The sequence below is a fragment of the Dyella sp. 05T440 genome (genome assembly GCF_056395965.1).
This window is the reverse complement of the sequence record NZ_JBFTKN010000005.1, coordinates 211193-233596: the sequence shown is the minus strand read 5'-3', so window position 1 is coordinate 233596 and position 22404 is coordinate 211193. Positions and strand designations below refer to the sequence as shown.

Annotated in this window: 16 protein-coding genes; 6 read left to right on the top strand and 10 right to left on the bottom strand. The window is 64.9% G+C overall.

The features are described 5' to 3' along the window. Positions 1 to 82 precede the first annotated feature (82 nt). The 4 genes from AC1DE1_RS07925 to def all read right to left on the bottom strand — a co-directional run bounded on the left by AC1DE1_RS07925 (position 83) and on the right by def (position 7518). On the bottom strand, positions 83 to 862 hold the full coding sequence (locus tag AC1DE1_RS07925; RefSeq protein WP_441611649.1) for an AcvB/VirJ family lysyl-phosphatidylglycerol hydrolase: 780 nt from the start codon (positions 860 to 862) through the stop codon (positions 83 to 85). Further along, entirely contained in the window at positions 859 to 3423 is a 2565-nt protein-coding gene (gene mprF / locus AC1DE1_RS07920; RefSeq protein ID WP_477175302.1) for a bifunctional lysylphosphatidylglycerol flippase/synthetase MprF, read from the bottom strand. Before mprF ends, AC1DE1_RS07925 begins: the two co-directional genes overlap by 4 nt. Before the next feature lie 185 nt (positions 3424 to 3608). Then, complete coding sequence (locus AC1DE1_RS07915; protein WP_477175301.1) at positions 3609 to 5624, bottom strand: OPT family oligopeptide transporter; 2016 nt, start codon at positions 5622 to 5624, stop codon at positions 3609 to 3611. Between the two features lie 1354 nt (positions 5625 to 6978). Continuing rightward, a complete protein-coding gene (gene def, locus AC1DE1_RS07910) occupies positions 6979 to 7518 on the bottom strand; it encodes a peptide deformylase (RefSeq protein WP_477175300.1) in 540 nt (179 codons plus the stop codon). A gap of 208 nt (positions 7519 to 7726) precedes the next feature. Here def and AC1DE1_RS07905 point away from each other — a divergent pair, with 208 nt between their 5' ends. The 3 genes from AC1DE1_RS07905 (at position 7727) to AC1DE1_RS07895 (ending at position 10661) form a co-directional block, all read left to right on the top strand. Then, positions 7727 to 9802 (top strand): carbon starvation CstA family protein, encoded by a 2076-nt coding sequence (locus AC1DE1_RS07905; RefSeq protein ID WP_441605614.1) that lies wholly within the window; start codon positions 7727 to 7729, stop codon positions 9800 to 9802. Positions 9803 to 9813: 11 nt separating this feature from the next. Next, positions 9814 to 10008: a YbdD/YjiX family protein gene (locus AC1DE1_RS07900; RefSeq protein WP_477163234.1), complete on the top strand. Its 195-nt coding sequence runs from the start codon at positions 9814 to 9816 to the stop codon at positions 10006 to 10008. A 140-nt stretch (positions 10009 to 10148) separates the two neighbouring features. Beyond that, positions 10149 to 10661 (top strand): DUF2127 domain-containing protein, encoded by a 513-nt coding sequence (locus AC1DE1_RS07895; protein WP_477175299.1) that lies wholly within the window; start codon positions 10149 to 10151, stop codon positions 10659 to 10661. A 108-nt stretch (positions 10662 to 10769) separates the two neighbouring features. On the opposite strand, the gene AC1DE1_RS07890 is transcribed toward AC1DE1_RS07895, so the two are convergent. The 6 genes from AC1DE1_RS07890 to xerD all read right to left on the bottom strand — a co-directional run bounded on the left by AC1DE1_RS07890 (position 10770) and on the right by xerD (position 19355). Then, the gene (locus tag AC1DE1_RS07890) at positions 10770 to 11669 is read right to left on the bottom strand and encodes a DMT family transporter (RefSeq protein ID WP_477175298.1); all 900 of its coding nucleotides are present in this window, start codon (positions 11667 to 11669) and stop codon (positions 10770 to 10772) included. Further along, positions 11666 to 12571: a glycosyltransferase family 2 protein gene (locus AC1DE1_RS07885; RefSeq protein WP_477175475.1), complete on the bottom strand. Its 906-nt coding sequence runs from the start codon at positions 12569 to 12571 to the stop codon at positions 11666 to 11668. The genes AC1DE1_RS07890 and AC1DE1_RS07885 overlap by 4 nt, the downstream gene beginning before the upstream one ends. 140 nt (positions 12572 to 12711) lie before the next feature. Further along, complete coding sequence (locus AC1DE1_RS07880; protein ID WP_477175297.1) at positions 12712 to 13458, bottom strand: hypothetical protein; 747 nt, start codon at positions 13456 to 13458, stop codon at positions 12712 to 12714. Between the two features lie 39 nt (positions 13459 to 13497). Then, positions 13498 to 17358 (bottom strand): phosphoribosylformylglycinamidine synthase, encoded by a 3861-nt coding sequence (purL, locus tag AC1DE1_RS07875; RefSeq protein ID WP_477179045.1) that lies wholly within the window; start codon positions 17356 to 17358, stop codon positions 13498 to 13500. Between the two features lie 183 nt (positions 17359 to 17541). Beyond that, positions 17542 to 18333, bottom strand: coding sequence for a DsbC family protein (locus tag AC1DE1_RS07870; RefSeq protein ID WP_477175474.1), 792 nt, complete (start codon positions 18331 to 18333; stop codon positions 17542 to 17544). A gap of 110 nt (positions 18334 to 18443) precedes the next feature. Then, complete coding sequence (gene xerD, locus AC1DE1_RS07865) at positions 18444 to 19355, bottom strand: site-specific tyrosine recombinase XerD (protein WP_477175295.1); 912 nt, start codon at positions 19353 to 19355, stop codon at positions 18444 to 18446. Positions 19356 to 19418: 63 nt separating this feature from the next. Between xerD and AC1DE1_RS07860 the strand changes: the two genes are divergently transcribed. The 3 genes from AC1DE1_RS07860 (at position 19419) to AC1DE1_RS07850 (ending at position 22056) form a co-directional block, all read left to right on the top strand. Then, positions 19419 to 19913 (top strand): RDD family protein, encoded by a 495-nt coding sequence (locus AC1DE1_RS07860; RefSeq protein WP_441605621.1) that lies wholly within the window; start codon positions 19419 to 19421, stop codon positions 19911 to 19913. Between the two features lie 46 nt (positions 19914 to 19959). Beyond that, positions 19960 to 20703 (top strand): class I SAM-dependent methyltransferase, encoded by a 744-nt coding sequence (locus AC1DE1_RS07855; RefSeq protein WP_477175294.1) that lies wholly within the window; start codon positions 19960 to 19962, stop codon positions 20701 to 20703. Between the two features lie 99 nt (positions 20704 to 20802). Continuing rightward, entirely contained in the window at positions 20803 to 22056 is a 1254-nt protein-coding gene (locus AC1DE1_RS07850; protein WP_477175293.1) for a polyhydroxyalkanoate depolymerase, read from the top strand. Positions 22057 to 22404: the final 348 nt, after the last annotated feature.

Genomic DNA, 22404 nt, shown 5'->3' with positions numbered 1-22404 from the left:
CTGTGCGCGAACAAGGCGCGGGAGCGCCTTCTCTTCGCCAACCCGTCGCGCACAGGTTGCGCTCACACAAGGTGAGAGGCGTTTACTGTGCCGCCGGCAGATCGTGAATCATCTGCTGCGCCAGGCCTTCGTAGTTGTAGTCGAAGTGATGGTCACCGGTCTTTTCGTAGACCTTGATCCACGTCGGCAATTTCGGGTCGGCGCAAAGCGCGTCGTCCTTATCCTTGACGCCGTAGTAGCAGACCACCGGCGGATGATCATTCAATGCTTCGAGCGGCGGCAGGGCATCGTAATGCTGCACGGGATTGAGCCACTGAAAGAAGTCCTGGGTGTGCGTCTTCCACCAGCCCTCCTTCATATAGCCTTCCATTTCGATTTCGAAATTGACATCGTGACTGGGCGACAGCAGCACGACCTGGGCGATGCGCGCGCGGCCCTCAGGGCTCAACTGATCGATCACCGAAGGCAGCACGTCGGCGCCAAACGAGAAGCCGATCAGCCATACGCGCTTCTTGCCCGGTTGCGACACCGCCTGCGCGATCAAGGCATCCAGATCGACAGCCGACTCCTTTGCGGGACGATTGCGCCAGTAGTACTGCAGCAGGCTCACACCCTGCACCGGGATGCCGTGCGAGGCGATGATCTTGCCCAACGACTGGTCCAGATCGCGCCAGCCGCCATCGCCGGAATAGAAAATCGCCACTACATCCTCGCGCCCCGCCAGCGGCGTGACGCCGGCCTGTGCAGGCACCTGCACCAGCGACTCCTGCATGCTGGCGTGATGCCAGGGCTGCCAGGCCCAGAGGCCGACGCCGGCGGCGATCAACACAACGAGAGCGAACCACTTCCAGAGTCGTTTCAACGGCGCACCATGCCTGACAGTCCACCCGAAATGAGGCTTGCCACATTGGCGAACACCAGCGGGAGGGCGATGCCATTGGGCACCGCAAGATAACGAGGCTCCCACACGGGATCGAATTTGTCTTTGTACTTGTGCAGGCCGCGGAAGTTGTAGAAGCGCTCGCCGCGACCAAACAGCATCGCACCCAGGCGGCTCCACAGCGGCGCGCTGCGGCGATTCTGCAGGCCGGAAAATGGCGCCATGCCGAGGTTGAACCAGCGATAGCCTTCCTGTTTGGACCACTGCATCAGGCTGATGAACAGGAAATCCATGATGCCGGCCGTGCCGTCGGGCAGATGGCGCATCAGGTCCAGCGAGGCCTCTTCCTTGTTGTCGGTGAGGAACAGGTTCGCAAAGGCCACCAGTTCCTCGCCCTGCCACACCAGCGCCATCGGCGTGCGTTCGAGATAGCGCGCATCGAAGGTGCCCAGCGAGAAGCCCTTCTCGCGCACGCCCTTGTCGCGCATCCACGCATCGGAAATCTTTTTCAGTTGCGGGATCAGCGCGGCCACGGCGTCGGCGGGCACGATCTCCATGCGCATGCCTTCGCGGGTGAGCTTGTTGATGGTGTTGCGCAATACCTTCTTGGACTTGCCGTCGAGGTTGAAGCCGGCCAGTTCCACGCGGGCCTCTTCGCCGATCTTGAGGAAGTTCATGCCCACTTCCAGGTACAGGTCCAGATCATCCTGGCGCACCTGGTAGAACAGCGGCCAGCCGCCGGCACGCTCGCACTGGTCGCGGAAGGTCCACACCAGTTCGCGACGTGCCTCTTCGTCCTCGCCCACCGGATCGCCCATGGCCACCCAGCTGCGGCCTTCCACGTCGTACATGATGAAGGCGCGGTTGTCGGCATCAAACAGCAGGGTCTTGTCCGCCATCAGGGCGAGATGCGCCTGGGCGGAGTTGTAGTTCTTGATCAGCGGCAGCGCGCGCTGCAGGTCTTCTTCGCTTGGCAGGTGCAGGTCCGGCCGCACGGGGCGGATCAGGTTGGCCAGCGCAAACAACAGGCCAGCGGTGGTCGCGCCCACCAATGCGCGCAGCGCACGCGGCGCACCGCCGTGATAGAAGCTGAATTCCCACCACAGGTTGTTGCTGTATTCCACGTGCTTGTAGCTGAAGCCGACCAGCCAGCCCGCACAGCCGAGCACCGCCACGATGGCGATGATCCAGCCCCACGAGAAGCTCGCGCTGAACATCGACGCGCGGCGATAGAACAACTTGTGCGCCGGCGCCAGCGCGAGCGCCAGCACCGACAACAGCGTGGCTTCTTCGTAATCGATGCCCTTGAGCAGCGACAGCACCGCGCCCAGCACCAGCAGGATCAGTGTGAGCACATAGGCTGCATCGAGGCGTCGCTGCAGACCGCGCGCAAGAATCAGCAACATCATGCCGACCACGCTGGAAAGGAAGTGGGACACTTCCAGCACGGCCAGCGGCAGCACGTCGCGCAGGATGGCCATGCGCGTGGGCAGCGCCGAGGTGGCACCCGAGAAGAGCAGCACCGCGCCCGACACGAGCGTCAGGCCCGCGAAGAACGGCGGCAGCAAACCGGTGAACCACGGCGCCAGCAAGGTCTTCTGGCGCAGGCCACGCGCCTCGCGCCACAGCACCACCACGGTCGCTGCGAACAGCGGCAGGAAATAGTAGATAAGGCGATACGCCGCCAGCGCACCGAGGATGGGCGCTTCCAGACCCTGGTTACCCTCGGCGCCGAAGCCGGCCAGCATCACCGCCTCGAACACGCCCAGGCCACCGGGCACATGGCTGATCAGGCCGGCGATCTGCGCCAGCACGAAGATCGCAAGGAAATGCCCGAAGCCCGTGTCCACCTGATTGGGCATCAGCAGATAAAGCACATAGGCGGCCAAACCCCAATCCACCGCGCCGACCAACACCTGCCGCGTGGCGACCAGGGTGGTCGGCAAGCTCAGGCGCCATCGCCAAATACGCAATGGACGTCCAAGCAGGCGATTGCCCACGATCCACAGCAGCGGGATCAGGGTGAGCACCGCGGCCACCGGAATGCGCCAGCTGGCCAGCGGCAAGGACGGCGGAATCGGCACCAGCAGCAAGGTCACGCCGGTGAGCGCGCTCAGGCCGAGCCAGAAACTCAACGTGGTGTAGACCACCACCTTCGCCACTTCGGCCGTGGAAAGTCCGGCCTGGATGTAGAAGCGGTAGCGGATCGAACCGGAGATCAGCAAAGCCATGCCCAGCGCATTGCTGAAGGCGTAGCTGATGAAGGAGATCAGGCTGACCTGCGGCCCCGGCAAACGCTTGCCGATGTACTTCAGGCCGAACCAGTCGTAGAGGATCATCACGCCGTAGCTGCCGGCGGTGAGCAGCACGGCCAGGGCGACGCGGTAGTTCTCCAGTCCGTGGACGTAGCGTGCCACCTCGCGGTAGCTCACCTCGCTGGCGAGGCGGTGCAGCGCCCATAGCGCCAGGCACAGCATGGCCACCGAAAGCAGCGGACCGGCAAGCCTGCGCAACCTGGCCATCAGGCCAGGGCGTGCAAGCATTTCACCGGAAATCGGGGCTTGGGCCCCTGTCTGCTCCACCACGCGTTTACCGCCTCCACATGACCATCGCGCAAGATATTCGCGACCGTCTAGGATAGCCGGTCAACGTGCTCTTCTGTTCGATCGTGGCATGCAGGCATGACATTCGGTCGCGCCCGCTTCAGGCAGGTCGCGACCGTGTGAGGTCAGGGCTTGGCGCCCAATCCGTTGGCCATGCGGGCAATCCAGCGGTACAGCACCAGCACGATCACCGCGAAGGCGATGCCGCCGATCCACTGGGCCTTGTCGGCAAACTCAGGTCCCACGAGTGCCAAGGGCGCTTGCAGGTTGCTGAAACCCAGGCGGTCCGCGAATGCCACGATCGCTGCGATCAGGACGCCAATAATGCTCTCGCCCACGATCAAGCCGGAGGCCAGCAGCACGCCAAGCTGTTTGGTGGTTTCAGGCTTCTTCGAACGATCGGCACGACGATCGAAATACCAGCCGACCACCGAACCGACCACCACCATCAGCGTGCTGACCGTCGGCAGATAGATGCCCAGGCCTACCGCCAGCGGCGGTATGCGCATGTGCTTGGTGGTCCGCGCCAGGATCTCGTCGACGATGATGATCGCCACGCCGATCCAGATGCCGGTGATGATCAGGCTCCAGTCGATATTGCCGGTGATCACGCCGTTCGCCAGCGCCGAAATAAGGCCGGCCTGCGGCGCCGGCAGCGCATGCGCACCCACGCCCGCCACACCGACAAATCCATAGGCCTTGTTGAGCAGGTCGAGCACCGGCGGGATCACCGCTGCGCCCGCGATCACACCGATCACCAGCGCCACCTGCTGACGCCACGGCGTGGCGTCCACCAGCTGACCCGTCTTGAGATCCTGCAGGTTGTTGTTGGCGATGGCCGCCACGGTGAACACCACCGCGGTAATGAACAGCGCAAACGCCACCAGCGCCTTGCCTTCTTCCGGGCCGACGTACGGCTTCACGAACGCCACCAGCAGCAAGGCGGCTGCGATCACCACCAGGATGCCCACGCCCGACAGCGGGCTATTGGACGAACCGATCAGGCCGGCCATGTAGCCGCACACGGTGGAGACAAAGAAACCCATCAGCACCACGAAGGCCACGCCGCCGATGGCGAGCACGCCGACATGGGCACCCAGGCCGCTGATCTCACCGAAGTAACCGAGCAACCAGGCGATCGGCACGAAGCAGGCCAGCGTGATCAGGCCCACGATGCCAATCGGGATGTCGCGCTCGGTGCGCGGCAGCGAGTCGGCCTTGCCGGCCTTGCGCACTTTGGAGGCAGCCATGGCCGAAGTCAGGCCGCTGATCACCGGCTTCACCAGCTTGGCGAGTGTCCAGATGGCCGACACGCCGATCGCGCCCGCACCGACGAAACGAACCTTGTGGCTCCAGGTGCCATTGGCCAGATCCGCCACCGACGCACTCATGTCGCCCAGCAGCGAGTAATGCGGCACGCCCCAGCCCCAGCCGATGATCGCGCCAATCAGCATGGCGATACCCACCGACAGGCCCACCAGGTGGCCAATGGCGAACAACGCGAAGGAAAGATTGAAGTCGAAGCCGCTGACCGAACCCTTGTCGCCCACGCGGAAGTAGCGCACGAAGTCGCTGGCGAACACCTGGGTGGCCACGATCACCGCAAACACGGCGGAAACGATGGAGCCCCACAGCACGGCAAGCAGACCCGCACGGCCTTCTTCCACACTGCCTGCATCGGCATCGTCGCCACTGCCGACCTTCAACACCTCGGCGCAGGCCAGGCCTTCCGGGTACGGCAGGTCGGAGGTCGTCACCAGTGCACGGCGCAGCGGGATCGAATACATCACGCCCAGGATGCCGCCCAAGGCACACACGGCAAACGAGGTCCAGAACGGGAAGCCGGTCCACCAGCCGATCATGATCATGCCCGGGAGCACGAAGATGATCGACGACAACGTGCCCGCCGCCGACGCGATGGTCTGCACGATGTTGTTTTCCTGGATGGTGGAATCCTTGAACCCGCGCAGCAGGGCCATGGAAATCACCGCCGCGGGAATCGATGTGGCGAAGGTGAGGCCGGCCTTGAGGCCAAAGAAGACGTTGGCGGCAGTGAACACCACCGTGATGATCACGCCCAGGATGAGACCGCGAACGGTCAGCTCTTTGCGATTTTCGGTCTGAGAAAGATTGCCGCTCACGAAAGTCGTCCGGTCATGTGATGGGTCCCCTGTTGGCCACCCTGGGGCGGCATAGCATGAATACGACAGCCCGCCGGAAGGCGGGTCAGCGCGTAGGGTTGCCGGATTTGCTTGGAATCGCAACGGGTTGACGGGGTTGGGGGCCTGCCTTCCTCGTTTGGGGCAGGTTTGGAGGGGGCGGGGCTTGCCCCGGAGCCGCATCTGCTTGCTCGTCGTCCCGGCGGGGGGCGGGATTTCCCTTTTGCCGGTCCCGGCGTTGGCCTGAGGCGCTTTTCAACCGTCGCACGGCTGACCATCCAGATCCTTGGCTTCTGATTGTCACCTTGCGGCCAGGGCGCCGCCTACGCGGCGGGCGTTTCGATCGGCTGCCGCCGACCGAGTCACTTTTCTCTTGCTGGCCCAAGAGATCCCACGGGACTAGCTTCGCGTCGAAAGTAACCCAAAGAGAATGGCCTGATAACGCCCGCAGCATCGTGCTGGGATAAGCCCGAACGCTTGAGGTGCGCTGTTGTGGGACAGCCTCCGAGGGTACAAAGCGGGTACTGCCAAGCGCTGCGCAACGCGCCCGAATCGCTGAGGACTTAAAGCGGGGCCTCGCTGCGCATCGGCTTTCCTTGTCCCACTTCCCTTTGCCACGCGGGCTTGTCTGTGGGAGCGCACCCTGTGGGCGACAGCCACGCTGCGGTGTACCGCTCCGTAGGATTGTCGCGCACAGGGTGCGCTCCCACAGAAGAGCCGACCGGCAAGATTGATCCACCATCCACAGGCCATCGCGATCCCTTGTAGGAGCGCACTTGTGCGCGACCGCAGCGTCGCGGCGCATCGCTCCGGTTGGTCGCGCACAAGTGCGCTCCTACAAAAGACCGGCCGGCCCCGCAACGCCGGGCGTTGGGCTCTTGATCAGGCTCTTGCCACCGGGGTCCCCGTATGACGCGGCGGGCGGGTGGAGGAAAGCCCGCAGGGTGGCCGCATGGATGCGGCCAGTTTTTCGACAGGACAGGGATGTCCTGTCGAAAAACCCCGTAACCCGCACGCGCACCTGGAGGGCCGAAGGCCCGGAAGGCGCGTCATCCGGGGGGCCCTTTCTTTTGGTTACTTTTCTTTGGGCAAGCAAAGAAAAGTAACCCGGGCCGCGGCAGCGGCACGGAAGCCCGCGGCAGGCGGGCAAGGTCGCCGTATCGCAACAACTAAACTCCGAGGCTCTAGATGACCCGCCATTCGGCTGTTGAGAAGCGCTTCCCGCCTTCGCAGGACGAGCAAAAGCTACCTAAACTGGGACGCGTAGAGACGTTCCCGCGAGCACCCGCCCCTCACCCCAACCCTCTCCCCGACGGGGAGAGGGAGCAAAGCTGACTCACTCATCCGCCCCCGGATCCATCCCCGGAAACAACACCTCGGTATACCCGAACTTGCTGAAATCCGTGATCCGCGAGGGATACAAACGCCCGATCAAGTGATCGCACTCATGCTGCACCACGCGCGCATGGAAACCTTCCGCGTTGCGATCAATCTGCGCACCGTGCGGATCGATCCCCTGATAACGGATCAACGAATACCGACTCACCGCACCCCGCAGGCCCGGTACCGACAGACAACCTTCCCACCCCTCCTCCATGTCCTGCGACAGCGGCGTGATCACCGGATTGAGCAGGATCGTGCGCGGCACCGCCGGGGCGTCCGGATAGCGCTCGGACTGGTCGAAGCCGAAGATCACCAATTGCAGGTCCACGCCGATTTGCGGTGCAGCAAGACCGACGCCGCCGGCGTCGTGCATGGTGTCGAACATATCGGCGATCAGCGCATCGAGTTCCGCGCTGCCGATCATGCCGTCAGGCACCGGCGGGGCCACCCGCAACAGCCGTGGGTCGCCCATCTTCAGGATCTCGCGGATCATGGAAAAATCCTCGCCTCTTCATCGATTTAGCAAGGCCGCGCGGGGCGGCTGACAGACCGCCAGTGTACGCGCCGGCCGGGATGCCCGCGCATGCGCACGCCCCCTCCGCCCATTCGACCAATGGCTAATGCGAGGCGACGCAATATGTTGTTGACCCCCGCCTCCCCCGGGACGAACCTTGCGGGGGACTTCCCAGGAGCCAATGCGAATGTCTACCGTCGCCGTCAAACCAAGTCCCGCAGGGAAGATCCTGTGGGCCGCCATCGCCATCGTCGGCGCCTGGTGCCTGGGGGTGGTCGCGCTACGCCGGGGCGAACCGATCAACGCCATCTGGCTGGTTGCCGCAGCCATTGCCGTGTTCGTGATCGGCTACCGCTTCTACAGCAAGTTCATCAACGAAAAAGTGCTGCGCATGGACCCCAGCCGGGCCACGCCAGCCGTACTGCGCAACGATGGCCTGGACTATGTACCCACCGACAAGTGGGTGGTGTTCGGCCACCACTTCGCCGCGATCGCCGGTGCCGGCCCACTGGTCGGTCCGGTGCTGGCGGCGCAGATGGGTTACCTGCCCGGCACGCTCTGGATCCTGTTCGGCGTAGTGTTTGCCGGCGCGGTGCAGGACTTCATGATCCTGGGCCTCTCGGTACGACGCGATGGCCGCTCGCTGGGCAATATGCTGCGCGACGAGCTCGGGCCAACCGCCGGCGTGGTGGCCATGTTCGGCGTGCTGGTGCTGATGATGATCGTGCTGGCGGTGCTGGCGCTGGTGGTGGTCAAGGCGCTGACGCACAGTCCCTGGGGCACCTTTACCGTGGCGGCGACCATTCCGATCGCGCTGCTGATGGGCGTCTATCTGCGCTGGCTGCGGCCGGGCAAGATTCTCGAAGTGTCGATCATCGGCCTGATCCTGCTGCTGACTTCGATCTGGTTCGGCGCGCACGTCGCCGCCTCGCCCACGTGGTCGGCAGTGTTCGATTTCGATGCGAAGTCGCTGGCCTGGCTGCTGATCGCCTACGGCTTCTGCGCCTCGGTGTTGCCGGTGTGGCTGCTGCTGGCGCCGCGCGATTATCTCTCCACCTTCCTCAAGATCGGCACCATCATGCTGCTGGCGCTGGCCATCTTCCTGGCTGCGCCCACGTTGCAGATGCCGGCCATCACCAAGTTCATCGACGGCACCGGCCCGGTGTTCCAGGGCAACCTGTTCCCGTTCCTGTTCATCACCATCGCCTGCGGCGCGGTGTCGGGCTGGCATTCGATCATCGCCTCGGGCACCACGCCCAAGCTGATTGCCAATGAAGGCGAGGCGCGCATGATCGGCTACGGCGGCATGCTGATGGAGGCCTTCGTCGCCATCATGGCGCTGGTGGCCGCGGCCTCGCTGCACCCCGGCGTGTACTTTGCGATGAACTCGCCTGCGGCCCTGATCGGCACCACCGCGCAATCGGCGGCCACCGCGATCAGCCAGTGGGGCTTCGTGGTGACGCCGGACGAGTTGCTCAATACCGCCAAGAACATCGGCGAGTCGAGCATCTTGAGCCGCGCCGGCGGAGCGCCGACGCTGGCGGTGGGCATGGCCCAGCTGCTGCACGGCATCGTTCCGGGCGAGGGCATGATGGCGTTCTGGTACCACTACGCCATCCTGTTCGAAGCCTTGTTCATCCTCACCACCGTGGATGCGGGAACGCGCGTGGGCCGCTTCATGATCCAGGAGATCGCCGGCCTCATCTACAAGCCGCTGCAGCACACCGAATCGTGGACCGGCAACCTGCTGGCTACCGCCATCTGCGTAGGTCTATGGGGCTACTTCCTGTATCAAGGCGCAGTCGATCCATTGGGCGGCATCAACACGCTATGGCCATTGTTCGGTATCGCCAACCAGATGCTGGCGGCGGTGGCGTTGATGCTGGCCACGGTAGTGACGGTGAAGCTCAAGCGCGAGCGCTACGTGCTCGTGCCGGGCATTCCCGCGATCTGGCTGTGCGTGTGCACACTCACGGCAGGCTGGGAGAAGCTCAGCGGTCCGATCAGCTTCACGGCGGCGGCGCAGAAATACGCGCAGGCCATCGCCGACGGCAAACTGCTGGCGCCGGCCAAGACCGCGGAGGAAATGCAGCGCATCGTGACCAACAACTATGTCGACGCCGCGCTCACCGGCATTTTCATGCTGCTGATCCTGACCATGCTCGCCTTCACCATCCGGGCGATCGTCAGGGCCTGGAGCATCAACCATCCCACCGCTCACGAAGAGCCGTACGTGGCGCTGGGCACCGTGCCCAGCCGCTGAGGGCTGCCATCATGAAAATGGACTTGCAGGCGATCAGGAAGTGGGCGGTGCAAACCGCCCGCCTCTGCTGTGGCGTTCCCGACTACGACGTGTACGTGAAGCACCTGCGCGAACACCACCCGGATCGCGCCGTGCCCAGCTACAAGGAGTTTTTCAGGGAGCGGCAAATTGCCCGCTACAAGGGAACCGGCGGACGCTGCTGCTAGGCTGAGACCGGTCGGAGCATCCCAAAGGCCGTGCCCTGCCGGGCATGGCCTTTCTCGTCTCTGAACGGGGCTGGGCATCCGATACCCTAGCCTTCATCATCCCGCACAGATCATGGCCGCTCGCCACTGCACGACTCCCGATGACCAAACACCACCACTCCCGCCTGCAGCCTTCGTCGGAGATCGAGGCCCAACACAGCCTCGGCCTGCGCATCATCGCCATCTACAAGGGCGTGAAGACGGTGTGCCTGATCCTGGTGGCGATTTTCGCCTTCCACCTGGACCGCGAGCAGAACTTCGAAAAGCTGGTGCACTGGCTGGAGCACCTGTCGCTGACCGACAGCAACGGCCTGCGCTGGCGCCTCGTGGAGGTGCTGCAATCGCTGGGACCGAGCAAGTTCGTCGCGATCGGCCTGGTGGCGCTCGCTTATGCCGCCATCTTCGCCACCGAAGGCACCGGACTGTGGCTGCGCAAGCACTGGGCGGAATGGTTCACGGTGATTGCCACCGGCTCGCTGATTCCGCTGGAGTTGTACGAGACGATCCACAAGTTTGGCTGGCTCAAGCTGGGTGCACTGATCGCCAACATCGCCATCGTGATCTATCTGGTACGTCTTGCGTTGCAGCCGCATCCGGCCAAGCGCAAAGACTGAAAGGGCGACACCTGTGAGAGCGCACCCTGTGCGCGACAAACCTACGAAGCGATAACGTCCCGGCGCCGCAGTCGCGCACAGGGTGCGCTCCCACAGAACGGAGGGCGCTCACACCTCGTGGTGCAGCCCTTCCGCCTGCACCGCACTGCTGCGCGGCGCCAGCTCCACCAGATACATCGCCGCCAGCACCAGCGCACCGCCGGCGAGCATGCGCCAGGTCAGCGCGTCATGGCCGAAGCTGACCGCGAAGCCCGCCGCAAACACCGGCTCCAGCGTCATCACGATGGCCGCGCGCGTCGGCGAGAGATGGGCCTGCGCCCAGGTCTGCACCAGCATAGCGCCCGCGCCGGCCGCCAGCGCCATATACACGACGGCCGCCCAGGCGCCGAGATCGGGCGGGAGCGAGGGACCGGAAGGCACCGTAGCCAGCAGGCAGATCGCTGCAATCACCATCATCTGCACCGTCGACAAGGCGAATGCGCTGCCGGGACGCGACCAGGTTCCCAGTCCGACGATGTGCAGGCCATACAACGCCGCTGAGGCGAGCGTGAGCCACACGCCGTAACCGACGCTCAAACCGTGCAACGCAAGCAGGCCAAGACCACCGACGGAAAGCAGCACGGCAATCCAGGTGACCGACGGCAGCCGCTGGCGCAGCAGCACCGTGCCGAGCAAGGGCGTGAACACGACGTACATGCCGGTGACGAAGCCGCTGATGCTCGCCGACGTATGTTCCAGCCCGGAGGTCTGCAATAGCTGCGCAATGCCGTAGATCGCACCCAGCGCACTGCCCTGCCACCACTCGCGCCGACTCAGCCGCAGCAGCGGGCGATGAAACAACGCAGCCATGGCCAGGGCTGCGATGAGAAAGCGCACGGCCAGGAAATCGGCCACGGGCATGCGTGCCACCAGGTCCTTGATCAGGAAAAAGGTGGAACCCCAGATGGCGGTGACTGACACCAGGCCCAGCGTAGCCCAGGTCGCGGTTCGCGACTCGCGCGCCGTCACGCGGCGTCCTGCGATCGCTTGCGCCGCGCCAGTCGCCACAGCTGCCCGGGAATCTGCAGCAAAAAGTGCGTCCAGATGCCGAGCCACACCACGCCGGCGATCCACGGCTTGCGCGAATCCGGATCGAACTTGCGGAACCAGCGCCACATGCCGCGATGCTTGTGCCTGCTCACGAACACCGGCCGATGACGGCTCGAACTGCCTTTGCCGTGCAGCACGTGCACATCGCCCGCCAGCATCACGTGATAACCGGCGTCGCGCACGCGGCGGCACAGGTCCAGGTCTTCGCAATGCAGGAAATAGGCTTCGTCGAAACCGGCGAGATAGTTGAACACGCGCCGCGGCATCAGCATCAACGCGCCCGACACCGCCTCGGCCTCGACCAGGCTGTCCGGCATGGGGCCTTCGATATTGATGCCTTCGCCCGCGCGATGGAACAGCGTATTCAACGCGCGACGCAGCAACGGATCGCGACGATAAGACGCCGGATCGGGCGTACCGCTTTCATCGCACACCACCGCGCCGATCACGCCCGCACGCGGATGCGAGGCCAGCAGGTCGAGCAGACGCTGCAGCGTCTCGTTGTCGATCAGGCAATCGGGATTGAGCACCAGCAGCGACTTGCCGTGCGACTGCGCCGCGCCGCGGTTTACTGCCGGGCCGAAACCCAGGTTGGCGTGGTTGTAGACCACGCGCAGCCGCGTATCGCTCTCGTGCGCGCGCGCAATCGCCTGCGGAATGCCGTCGGAGGAGGCGTTGTCCACCAGCACCAATTCCAGCGGCAGCTCGCACGCCAGCACGCGCCGCACGCAGTCGCGCAGGCTGGGACCACTGTCGGCGGCCACCACGATCACACTGACCGGCAACACGGAGGACAAGGAAGAAGGTGCGTCGGTAGTCACAGTCACAAGTATGCGTTGTCCGGGGCTAGATTGAGTGACTGAAAGTGTTCCAAGGGTTCACGCAGATCGCTGTGGGCGCGTCTACCCGGGGAGAACTGTGAAGTGTATGTCGAGACGGGCCGTCCGATGAAACGCCTTGACTACGGTCGCGGCAGCTGCCCCAGCACTTCATGCAGGGGAGCCGGCGCCGCATCGCTGCCCGCGGCCAGCCAAGGCTGCTCGCCGTCCCAGCCGCTCAGTTGCCACCCGCTCAGCCGATGCATGTGCCGGCTTTGCCGGTCCCACAGTATCTCGCCGCGGCCGCCCGGCAGATTGGCCACAAACCAGCGGCCGCCAGGACTACTGCAGTAGCGCGGACTCGCCTTGTCGATCACCTGGCCCTGGGCGAACACGTAACGCCCTCGCCCATCGTCGATCGCCTCGAAGCGCGCAGCGCCAGTCGCGTCGACGAATTCAGCAGTCGCGACCTGCCAGTGAGCCCGGGTCAGTTCGATGATGTGCGCGGGCGGACCGACCGGCGCCATCGCCAGCTCGCTCCACTCCGGCGATGCCTTCGCCGCCGGCGTGCCTTGCACGCGATGGTCGAGCAGCGACTCCATTAACACCACCAGCGAGAAGCCGACCAGGGCGCCCAGCAAGGCCGCGCCCCAGGCCAGCAGATCACCGCCCAAGGCTCGCTGTACCGCGAACAGGAGGCCAGGCAAGCCCCAGCGCAAGGCGCGTCGGCAGAGCTCGGCGTAGCGCGCGACGCGTCGGTCGAACCACACCGCACCCAGTACCGACAACAACAGCAGCGGCAAGCCTAGCCACCAGGGCAACAGCGCCATCACGCCCGCCCAGGCGAGCCCCGGAACTACTCTCAACAACCAGCGCGCGACGGCGGCCACGTCAGGCCTTCAACACAGGCCTGACGCGGCTCGAACGCATCAGCCGCACCACACCCGTGCGTTGCGGAACATGCGCATCCACGGCGAATCCTCGCCCCACTTTTCCGGATGCCAGCTCATCAGCACGCTGCGGAACACGCGCTCCGGATGCGGCATCATGATCGTCACGCGTCCCTCCGCGGCGGTGAAACCGGTGAGACCGCCCGGCGAACCGTTCGGGTTCAGCGGATAGTCTTCGGTGGGCTTGCCGCGGTTGTCCACATAACGCAGCGCCGCGCCGGCCTTGGACGGGCTGCAGCTGTACGGGAAGCTCACGCGGCCTTCGCCGTGCGCCACCGCCACCGGGATGCGCGAACCGGCCATGCCCTTGAAGAAGATGCTCGGCGAATCGAGCACTTCCACCGTGGCCAGACGGGCCTCGTACTGCTCCGACGCATTGCGCAGGAACTTCGGCCAGTGCTGCGCGCCGGGGATGATGTCCTTGAGCTGGCCCATCATCTGGCAGCCGTTGCAGACGCCCAGCGCAAAACGCGAAGTGTCGGCAAAGAACGTGCTGAATTCCGCGCGCAGGTATTCGTTGTAGAGGATGGAGGTGGCCCAGCCGCGACCCGCACCCAGCACGTCGCCATAGGAGAAACCGCCGCATGCCGCAAAGCCGCGGAAGTCGGCCAGCTTGATGCGACCGCTGGCCAGATCGGACATATGGACGTCCACCGCATCGAAGCCGGCACGCGTGAACGCAGCCGCCATTTCGACCTGGCCATTGACGCCCTGCTCGCGCAGCACCGCCACGCGCGGGCGTGCGCCCTTGGCGATGTACGGTGCGGCGATGTCGTCGGCCGGCTCGAAGCTCAGCTTCGGATGGATACCCGGGTCGGAGTCGTCCAGGCGCCAGGCGTTTTCTGCATCGGCCGACGCCGGGTTGTCGCGCAGGCGCTGCATGGCGTAGCTGGTTTCGTTCCACGCTTCGAACAGCGTGCGCCAGTTCCACTTGAACATGGTGTCGCCGTTGTGGAACAGCTTGATGCCGAGCTTTTCCTTCGGACGTCCAATGCGGTACGCCATGCTGGTCAGGCCATGCTTGACCAGCAGCGCCTCGAAGGCTTCGCGATTGGCCGAGGCCACCTGCATCACCGCGCCAAGTTCTTCGTTGAACAGCGCGCGCAGCGTCGCTTCCGCCCAGCCGTCCAGCTGAATTTCCAGGCCGCAGTGACCGGCGAACGCCATTTCCAGCAAGGTCACGATGACGCCGCCGTCGGAACGGTCGTGATAGGCCAGCAACAGGCCGTTGGCGTTCGCTTCCTGCACCAGGTCGAACAACGACTTCAGGCGCTTGGCATCATCCAGGTCCGGCGGCACGCCGCCGCCGCGGTTGAACACCTGGGTCAGCGCGGAACCGCCGAGGCGATCGCGGCAGGCGCCAAGGTCGAGCAGCCAGAGTTCGGAATCGCCGCGGTCCAGGCGCAGCTGCGGCGTGAGCGTGCGGCGCACGTCGGTGACGCGCGCGAAGCCGGTGATGACGAGCGACACAGGCGACACCGTCGACTGCATGGTGTCGCCATCCTTCCAGATCGTCTGCATGGACAGCGAGTCCTTGCCGACCGGGATCGAGATGTCGAGCTCCGGGCACAATTCCATGCCCACGGCCTTCACCGCGTCGAACAGTGCCGCATCTTCGCCGGGGAAATTCACCGCCGCCTGCCAGTTGGCCGAAAGGCGGATTTCGCCCAGCGAGGCGATCGGTGCGGCGGCAAGATTGGTGATGGCTTCGCCCACGGCGAGGCGGGCGGCGTCCGGGCTGCTCAGCAACGCGACGGGTGCGCGCTCGGCCATCGCCATCGCTTCACCGGTGTAGCTGTCGAAATCGGTGACGGTCACGGCGCAATCGGCCACCGGCACCTGCCACGGACCGACCATCGGATCGCGCACATTGAGGCCGCCGACGGTACGGTCGCCAATGGTGATGAGGAAGCTCTTGCTGCCCACGGTGGGCAGGCGCAGCACGCGCATCAGCGCTTCGTCCATGCTGATGCCGGCCAGATCAGGCAAGAGATCGACGCGCGGCTTCAGACGCTTGGCATCGCGATGCATGCGCGGCGGCTTGCCGAACAGCACATCCATCGGCAGGTCGATCACCAGCGTGTCGGTTCGCGGATCGTGCACCACCAGGCGTCGCTCGGCCGTGGCATCGCCAACCACCGCATACGGGCAACGCTCGCGCTTGCAGTAGGCCTCGAATTCGGCGAGATCCTCGGGCCCGATCGCGAGCACATAGCGCTCTTGCGATTCGTTGCTCCACACCTGCATCGGCGACAGCGAAGGGTCATCGCACGGAATCTTGGACAGGTCGATGCGACCGCCCACGCCCGCGTCGTTGAGCAACTCGGGAATGGCGTTCGAAAGACCGCCTGCGCCTACGTCGTGCACGCTGACGATGGGGTTCTTGTCGCCGCGCGCCCAGCAGCTGTCGATCACCTGCTGCGCGCGACGCTCCATCTCGGCGTTGTCGCGCTGCACGGAAGCGAAATCCAGCTCCTTGCTCGACGTGCCCGAGGCCACCGACGAGGCAGCGCCACCGCCCAGGCCGATCAACATGGCCGGGCCACCGAGCACGATCACTTTGTTGCCCGGTTGCACGTCGCGCTTCTGCACATGGTCGGCACGGATATTGGCCAGACCGCCGGCGATCATGATCGGCTTGTCGTAGCCACGGCGCACGCCCGCTTCACCGGTCTCGTGCTCGTACGTACGGAAGTAACCGCCCAGCGCCGGACGGCCGAATTCGTTGTTGAATGCAGCGGCGCCCAGCGGGCCGTCGCGCATGATTTCGAAGGCGGTCGCCATATGCGGCGGCAGCGGGCGATCCACTTCCCACGGTCGCGGCAGGCCAGGAATGCGCAGGTCGGACACGGAGAAACCGGTCAGGCCGGCCTTGGGCTTGGCGCCACGGCCGGTGGCGCCTTCATCGCGGATTTCGCCGCCGGCGCCGGTGGCCGCACCCGGCCACGGCGCGATGGCCGTGGGATGGTTGTGCGTTTCGACCTTGATCGCATAATCGATGCGCTCCGGATGCGAACGCCACACACCGTCCTGATCGGTGAAAAAGCGCTTGCCTTCGGAGCCTTCGATCACGGCTGCGTTGTCCTTATAGGCAGACAACGTATGAGCCGGCGAATGCTGGTGGGTGTTCTTGATCATGCCGAACAGGCTCTTGTCCTGAGCCTCGCCGTCGAGCGTCCAGCTGGCGTTGAACACCTTGTGGCGGCAGTGCTCGGAATTGGCCTGCGCAAACATGAAGAGTTCGGCGTCGGTCGGGTTGCGACCCAGTTCGGCGTAGCGCGCGACCAGGTATTCGATCTCGTCGTCGGCCAGCGCCAGGCCCAGTTCCCGGTTGGCCATGTCCAGCGCGGCCTTGGGCTCGCTGCCCAGCTCGATGTAGACCACCGGACCGGGCTGGCCACCGAGGAACAAGCTGTGCGCCTGGCTCAGATCGGTAAGCACCGACTGCGTCATCGCGTCATGCAGAACGGCAACGACGGCGTCGTACTGCGCGCTGCCAATGGCCGGCAGACTGGCGACCTGCCAGGCGACGCCGCGCTCGACGCGGCGCACGTCAAAGCCGGCGCCATGCAGGATATCGGTGGCCTTGCTGGACCAGGGCGAAATCGTGCCCAGGCGCGGAACCACCCATAGCGAGGCGTGTTCGGGCTTGCCTTCTTTGGCTTCGAGCACTTCCAGCAGGCGGCGATGCTGCTCGCCCTCCGGCTCGCGGTCGGCGTCGATGAAATAAATAAACCACGACGCCTGCACACGCGTGCCACGGTGAATGGCTTCCAGGCGTGCGTTCAGACGTTCAAGGCGAAAAGGGGAGAGGGCGCTCTGCCCGTCGAGTGCGATCATGCGGGGACAGGAGGTAGGCGAAAACGCCGATTGTACCTCATCGCGCATCAACACTGCCGCGACGCAGCATCGCGACCGTTCGGGCGACGCTGGCACTCCAACGCCGCCCAGTCAGTCTAACTTAATGAATCTACGGCCAATTGCCGCATGCCAGGGGCACAAAGCCGCATCGGTCGCCCGACATCAGCCGCCGGTCTTAAGCGCCTGCAGCAGCTGCTCGGGCGTCACATAGCCGCCGACCATCGAGCCATCGGCCGCAATGATGGTGGGCGTGCCGGACACGCCGAGCTTCACGCCCAGCTCGAACTCGTCTTTCACCGGGTTCGGACAGTTGGTGGCCTTGGGCGCCTTGCCTTGCTTGGCCGAGGTGAACGCGGCCTTGCGGTCGCTGGCGCACCACACCGACACCATCTCGTTATAGGTGGGCGTGGTACGGCCTGCCTCGTTGATGACGCCTTCGCGCGGCCAGGCGATGTACTCCACCGCGATCCCGGCCTTGTTGAAATCGGCCATGTGTTCGTGCAACTGACGGCAGTACGCGCAGTTGACGTCGGTGAACACGGTGACGCGATAACGCGGATTGGCCGGCGCGAACACGATGCGGTCGGCCTCGGGCACCTTGGCCAGCTCGGCCTTGCGGAACTCGGCCCAGCCATCCTCGGTGATGTTCTTTTTCCTGCCCAGGTCGATCAGGTCGCCATTGAGCATGTACTTGCCGTCGCTGGACACATAGACCAGATGGCCCGAGGCGATGACCTGGTAAAAGCCCTGCATCGGCGCCGGACGGATCGAGTCGATGCTCGCGTTGGGCACCAGGCCTTGCACGGCACGGCGAATGGCGGCTTCCGACCCGGTGGCCACAGCGGCGGGCGCAGCGGTGGCCACACCAGTCGCACCCGTTGTGCCGTCCGGCGCGGCGCAGGCATTGAGTGCCAATCCGCCGACGCACAGCGCCAGCAACCATTTCTTGAACATCGCAGACCTCGTGGACATGCATTTCCCCGTGGGGGAAACGTGGGGGAAAGCCATTCTCGCACAGGCGCCTGAACGCGGATGCGGGCCGTTTGGCACAGCCGCGGCCCCGGTCAGCCGCGCGGATGGTGCTGGGCGTGCAGCCGCTTGAGACCTTCCTTGGCGACCAGCGTATAGATCTGCGTGGTGCTCAGCGCGCTATGGCCCAACAGCATCTGCAGCGCGCGCAGGTCGGCGCCGTGGTTGAGCAGGTGGGTGGCGAAGGAATGCCGCAGCACATGCGGCGAAATGCGCTTTGAGACGATGCCTACCTGCACGGCGTAGCGCTTCACCAGCGTCCAGAACATCTGCCGCGTCATGCCCTCGCCGCGGTTGCTTAGAAACAGCGCCACCGGCTGGCGGCCGCGCGCGAGCGACGGGCGTGCCGCAGCGAGATAAGCCTCGATGCGCTCGGCCGCCACCTCACCGATCGGCACCAGGCGATCCTTGCCGCCCTTGCCGGTGACCCGCACGACGCCTTGGCGCAGGTTGAGCGAAGCCAGCGGCAACTGCACCAGTTCGGACACGCGCAAGCCCGAGGCATACATCAGTTCCAGCATCGCGCGATCGCGCAGACCCAGGGTCGTGCCAAGATCCGGCGCATCCAGCAGGCCCTCGATCTCGCGCTCGGCCAAGGCCTTGGGCAGGCTGCGCGGCATCTTGGGACGCTCGATCAACAGCGTGGGATCGTCGAAACCCGGTTCGGTGCGCGCGACATGGGCGTAGTAGCGACGAAACGCCGACTGCCGACGCGCCAGCGAACGCACCGCCACCGGCTGGCTGCCGTGATAGGCGGACAAGTGCTGACGCTGCGCGCTGCGCAGGCTCTGCCCCTGCGAGCCCAGCCAGCGCGCGAGACTTTCGAGATCGCTGCGGTAAGCCTCCAGCGTGCGGTCGGACAATCCATCTTCGGACCACACGCGCTCGATGAAAGCATCGATGCTGCGACGGTCGGCTTCGGCGATACTGGGTTCTTCTTGCTGCATGGACGCGATGCTGGCTGCCCGCCTCGCCACGTGCAAGCGTTCCCTACGCAGGCTGCCGTTTCGATGACTTCCAGCACCGCCACCGATATCTATTGCCCGCTATGGCGCCGCCTGTTCGCCCTGCTCTACGACCTGCTGGCCGTGGTGGCGATCGTGATGGTGGTCGGTTACGTGTGCCAGCGCGTCACCGGCGGCAACCTGATCAGCACCGACGGGCACGCGCACATCGCATGGTGGTATCAGCCGCTGCAGGCGCTGCTGGTATCGGCCTATTTCATCGCATCGTGGTTGCGCGGCGGACGCACGCTGGGCATGCGCCCCTGGCGCATTCGCGTCAGCAACGAGCAAGGATTTGGCATCACGTTCACCCAGGCGCTCGTGCGATTGCTCGTGGCGGCAGCGCCGATGGGCTTGCTGGTACTGGCGCCGTGGATCGGCACCAGGGCGGCACTGTGGGCGATGGCCGCCGCATGGATCGTCTGGTTTGGCGTATCTATTTTCGATCCGCGTCGACGAGCGCTCCATGATGTGATCGCGCGCACGGTTTTGCGCAAGTAAGGAAAGCTTCACATGAAAGTGAGGTGGATTCGGGCAACACTGTTATATGCCCTCGCTTGCCTTACCCCGTCGCGACGCCACCGAGCTTAAACGCATCAATCAGGCGTTCTACGACTCGCTGTGGTCAGGATCGCGACTGGTCGATCCCAGCCGCTTCAATACCTGGCCGATGGTGCGCGAACTGGCCATGGCGCTGCCGCGCCGCTTGGAAGTGGCGCCCGGTCTGCGGCCGCGGCTGCCGATCGATGGCACCTACTTCGTCGACATCAGCACGGCCGCCCTGGGTGAACTTCGCTCGCACGGCGCCAGTGCCGCGCGCGCCAACATCAGCGCCCTGCCCTGTGCCGACGCCAGCTTCGATCTGGTCTGTGCGCTCGACATCCTTGAGCACGTGCTGGACGACGACAAGGCGCTGCGCGAGCTTTCCCGCGTTGCAGCACCCGATGCCCGCATGCTGCTCTCCGTGCCACTGCACGAAGCGGCCTGGACCGAGTTCGACGAGTTCGTCGGCCACTACCGCCGCTACGAGCCCGCCCAGATTCTGCGCAAGCTCGAGTCCAATGGATGGACTATCGAACAGAGCGCCATCTACGGCATGCAGCCCACCTCCAAGACCTTGCTCGGCCTGGGCCAGTGGTATCTCACCCACCAGCGCGAGCGCGCGCTGTGGTGGTACAACCGCGTGATCATGCCGCTGGGCCTGCGCCTGCAGAAGCCGCTGCGCTGGCAGCGCGGCATGGCCGACAGCGACGGCGTGGACGAATTGCTGCTGCTTTGTCGCCGCGCCTAAGCACCTGATTCAGCAGGATTGAGACAATGCGGCGGCGCAGCACGACTGCGCCAAAACCGGGTAAGATGGTTCTCTCTGACGCTTCCCGGTTCCACCCCGATGCTTTATCAGATCCATGAGTGGCAGCGCGCTTTCCTTGGCCCGCTGAGCCACTACGCCGAAGCCAGCGCCAAGCTGCTGAGCGACATCACCAGCCCGTTCTCGCATTTCCCCGGAGCGCCACGCATGGCCGCCGGCTACGAGCTGTTGCACCGTCTGGGCAAGGAATACGAGAAGCCCGCGTTCAACATCCCGCAGGTGACGGCGCACGGCCAGGAAATTGCCGTGATCGAGCGCGTGATGCTGGACAAGCCGTTCTGCCAGCTCAAGCGCTTCAAGCGCTTCAGCGACGATCCGGAGACCATCGAGAAGTTGAAGAACGACCCGACCGTGCTGGTCGTGGCGCCGCTCTCCGGACACCACGCCACGCTGCTGCGCGATACGGTGAAAACCCTGCTGCAGGACCACAAGGTGTACATCACCGACTGGGTCGACGCGCGCATGGTGCCGACCAGCGCGGGGCCGTTCCATCTGGACGACTACGTGGCGTACATCGAGGAATTCATCCGCCATATCGGCGCCGAGCGCGTGCACGTCATCTCCGTGTGCCAGCCGACCGTGCCGGTGCTTGCCGCGGTGTCCCTGATGGCGGCGCGCGGCGAAGCCACCCCGCTCAGCATGACCATGATGGGCGGCCCGATCGAGCCGCGCAGCAATCCGACCGGCGTCAACAATCTCGCCACCACGCGACCGCTCAGCTGGTTCCGCGGCAACCTCATCCACACCGTGCCGCCGAACTATCCGGGCACCGGCCGCGAGGTTTACCCCGGCTTCCTGCAGCACGCCGGATTCATCGCGATGAATCCGGGCCGTCACCTGAACTCGCACTGGGATTTCTACGAGAACCTGCGTCGCGGCGATCAGGATGACGCCGAGGCGCACCGCAAGTTCTACGACGAATACAACGCCGTGCTCGACATGCCGGCCGAGTATTACCTCGACACCATCGCCACCGTGTTCCAGCAGTTCCTGCTGCCGCGCGGGCTCTGGGATGTCTCCGGCGAACGCGTGAAGCCTGCAGCCATCACCAAGACCGCGCTGTTCACCGTCGAAGGCGAGCTGGACGACATCGCCGGCCTTGGCCAGACCGAAGCTGCGCATGATCTGTGCAGCGGGATCCCAGCTGACCGACGCGAACATCGCGTGGTCGACGGCGCCGGCCACTATGGCATTTTCAGTGGGCGGCGCTGGCGCCAGACGGTGTATCCGCAGGTGCGGGATTTCATTCGCAAGTTTGATAAGCGGGCTGCCTAAGCCTGCTTTATGCCCCTCTCCCGTTCTGGGAGAGGGCTCTGCGTGCCTGTGGGAGCGCACCCTGTGCGCGACAGCCGCGCCGCGGTGTACCGCTCCGTAGGTTTGTCGCGCACAGGGTGCGCTCCCACAAAGAACTGAGCGGCAGCATTGATCCGCCATCCACAGGCCAGCGCGATCCCTTGTAGGAGCGCACTTGTGCGCGACCGCGGCGCCGCGATGCATCGCTCCGGTTGGTCGCGCACAAGTGCGCTCCTACAAAAGACCGACCGGCCCCGCAGCGCCGAGCGTTGGGCTCTTGATCAGGCTCTTGATCAGGCTCTCGCCCTTCGGGGTCCCCGTATGACGCGG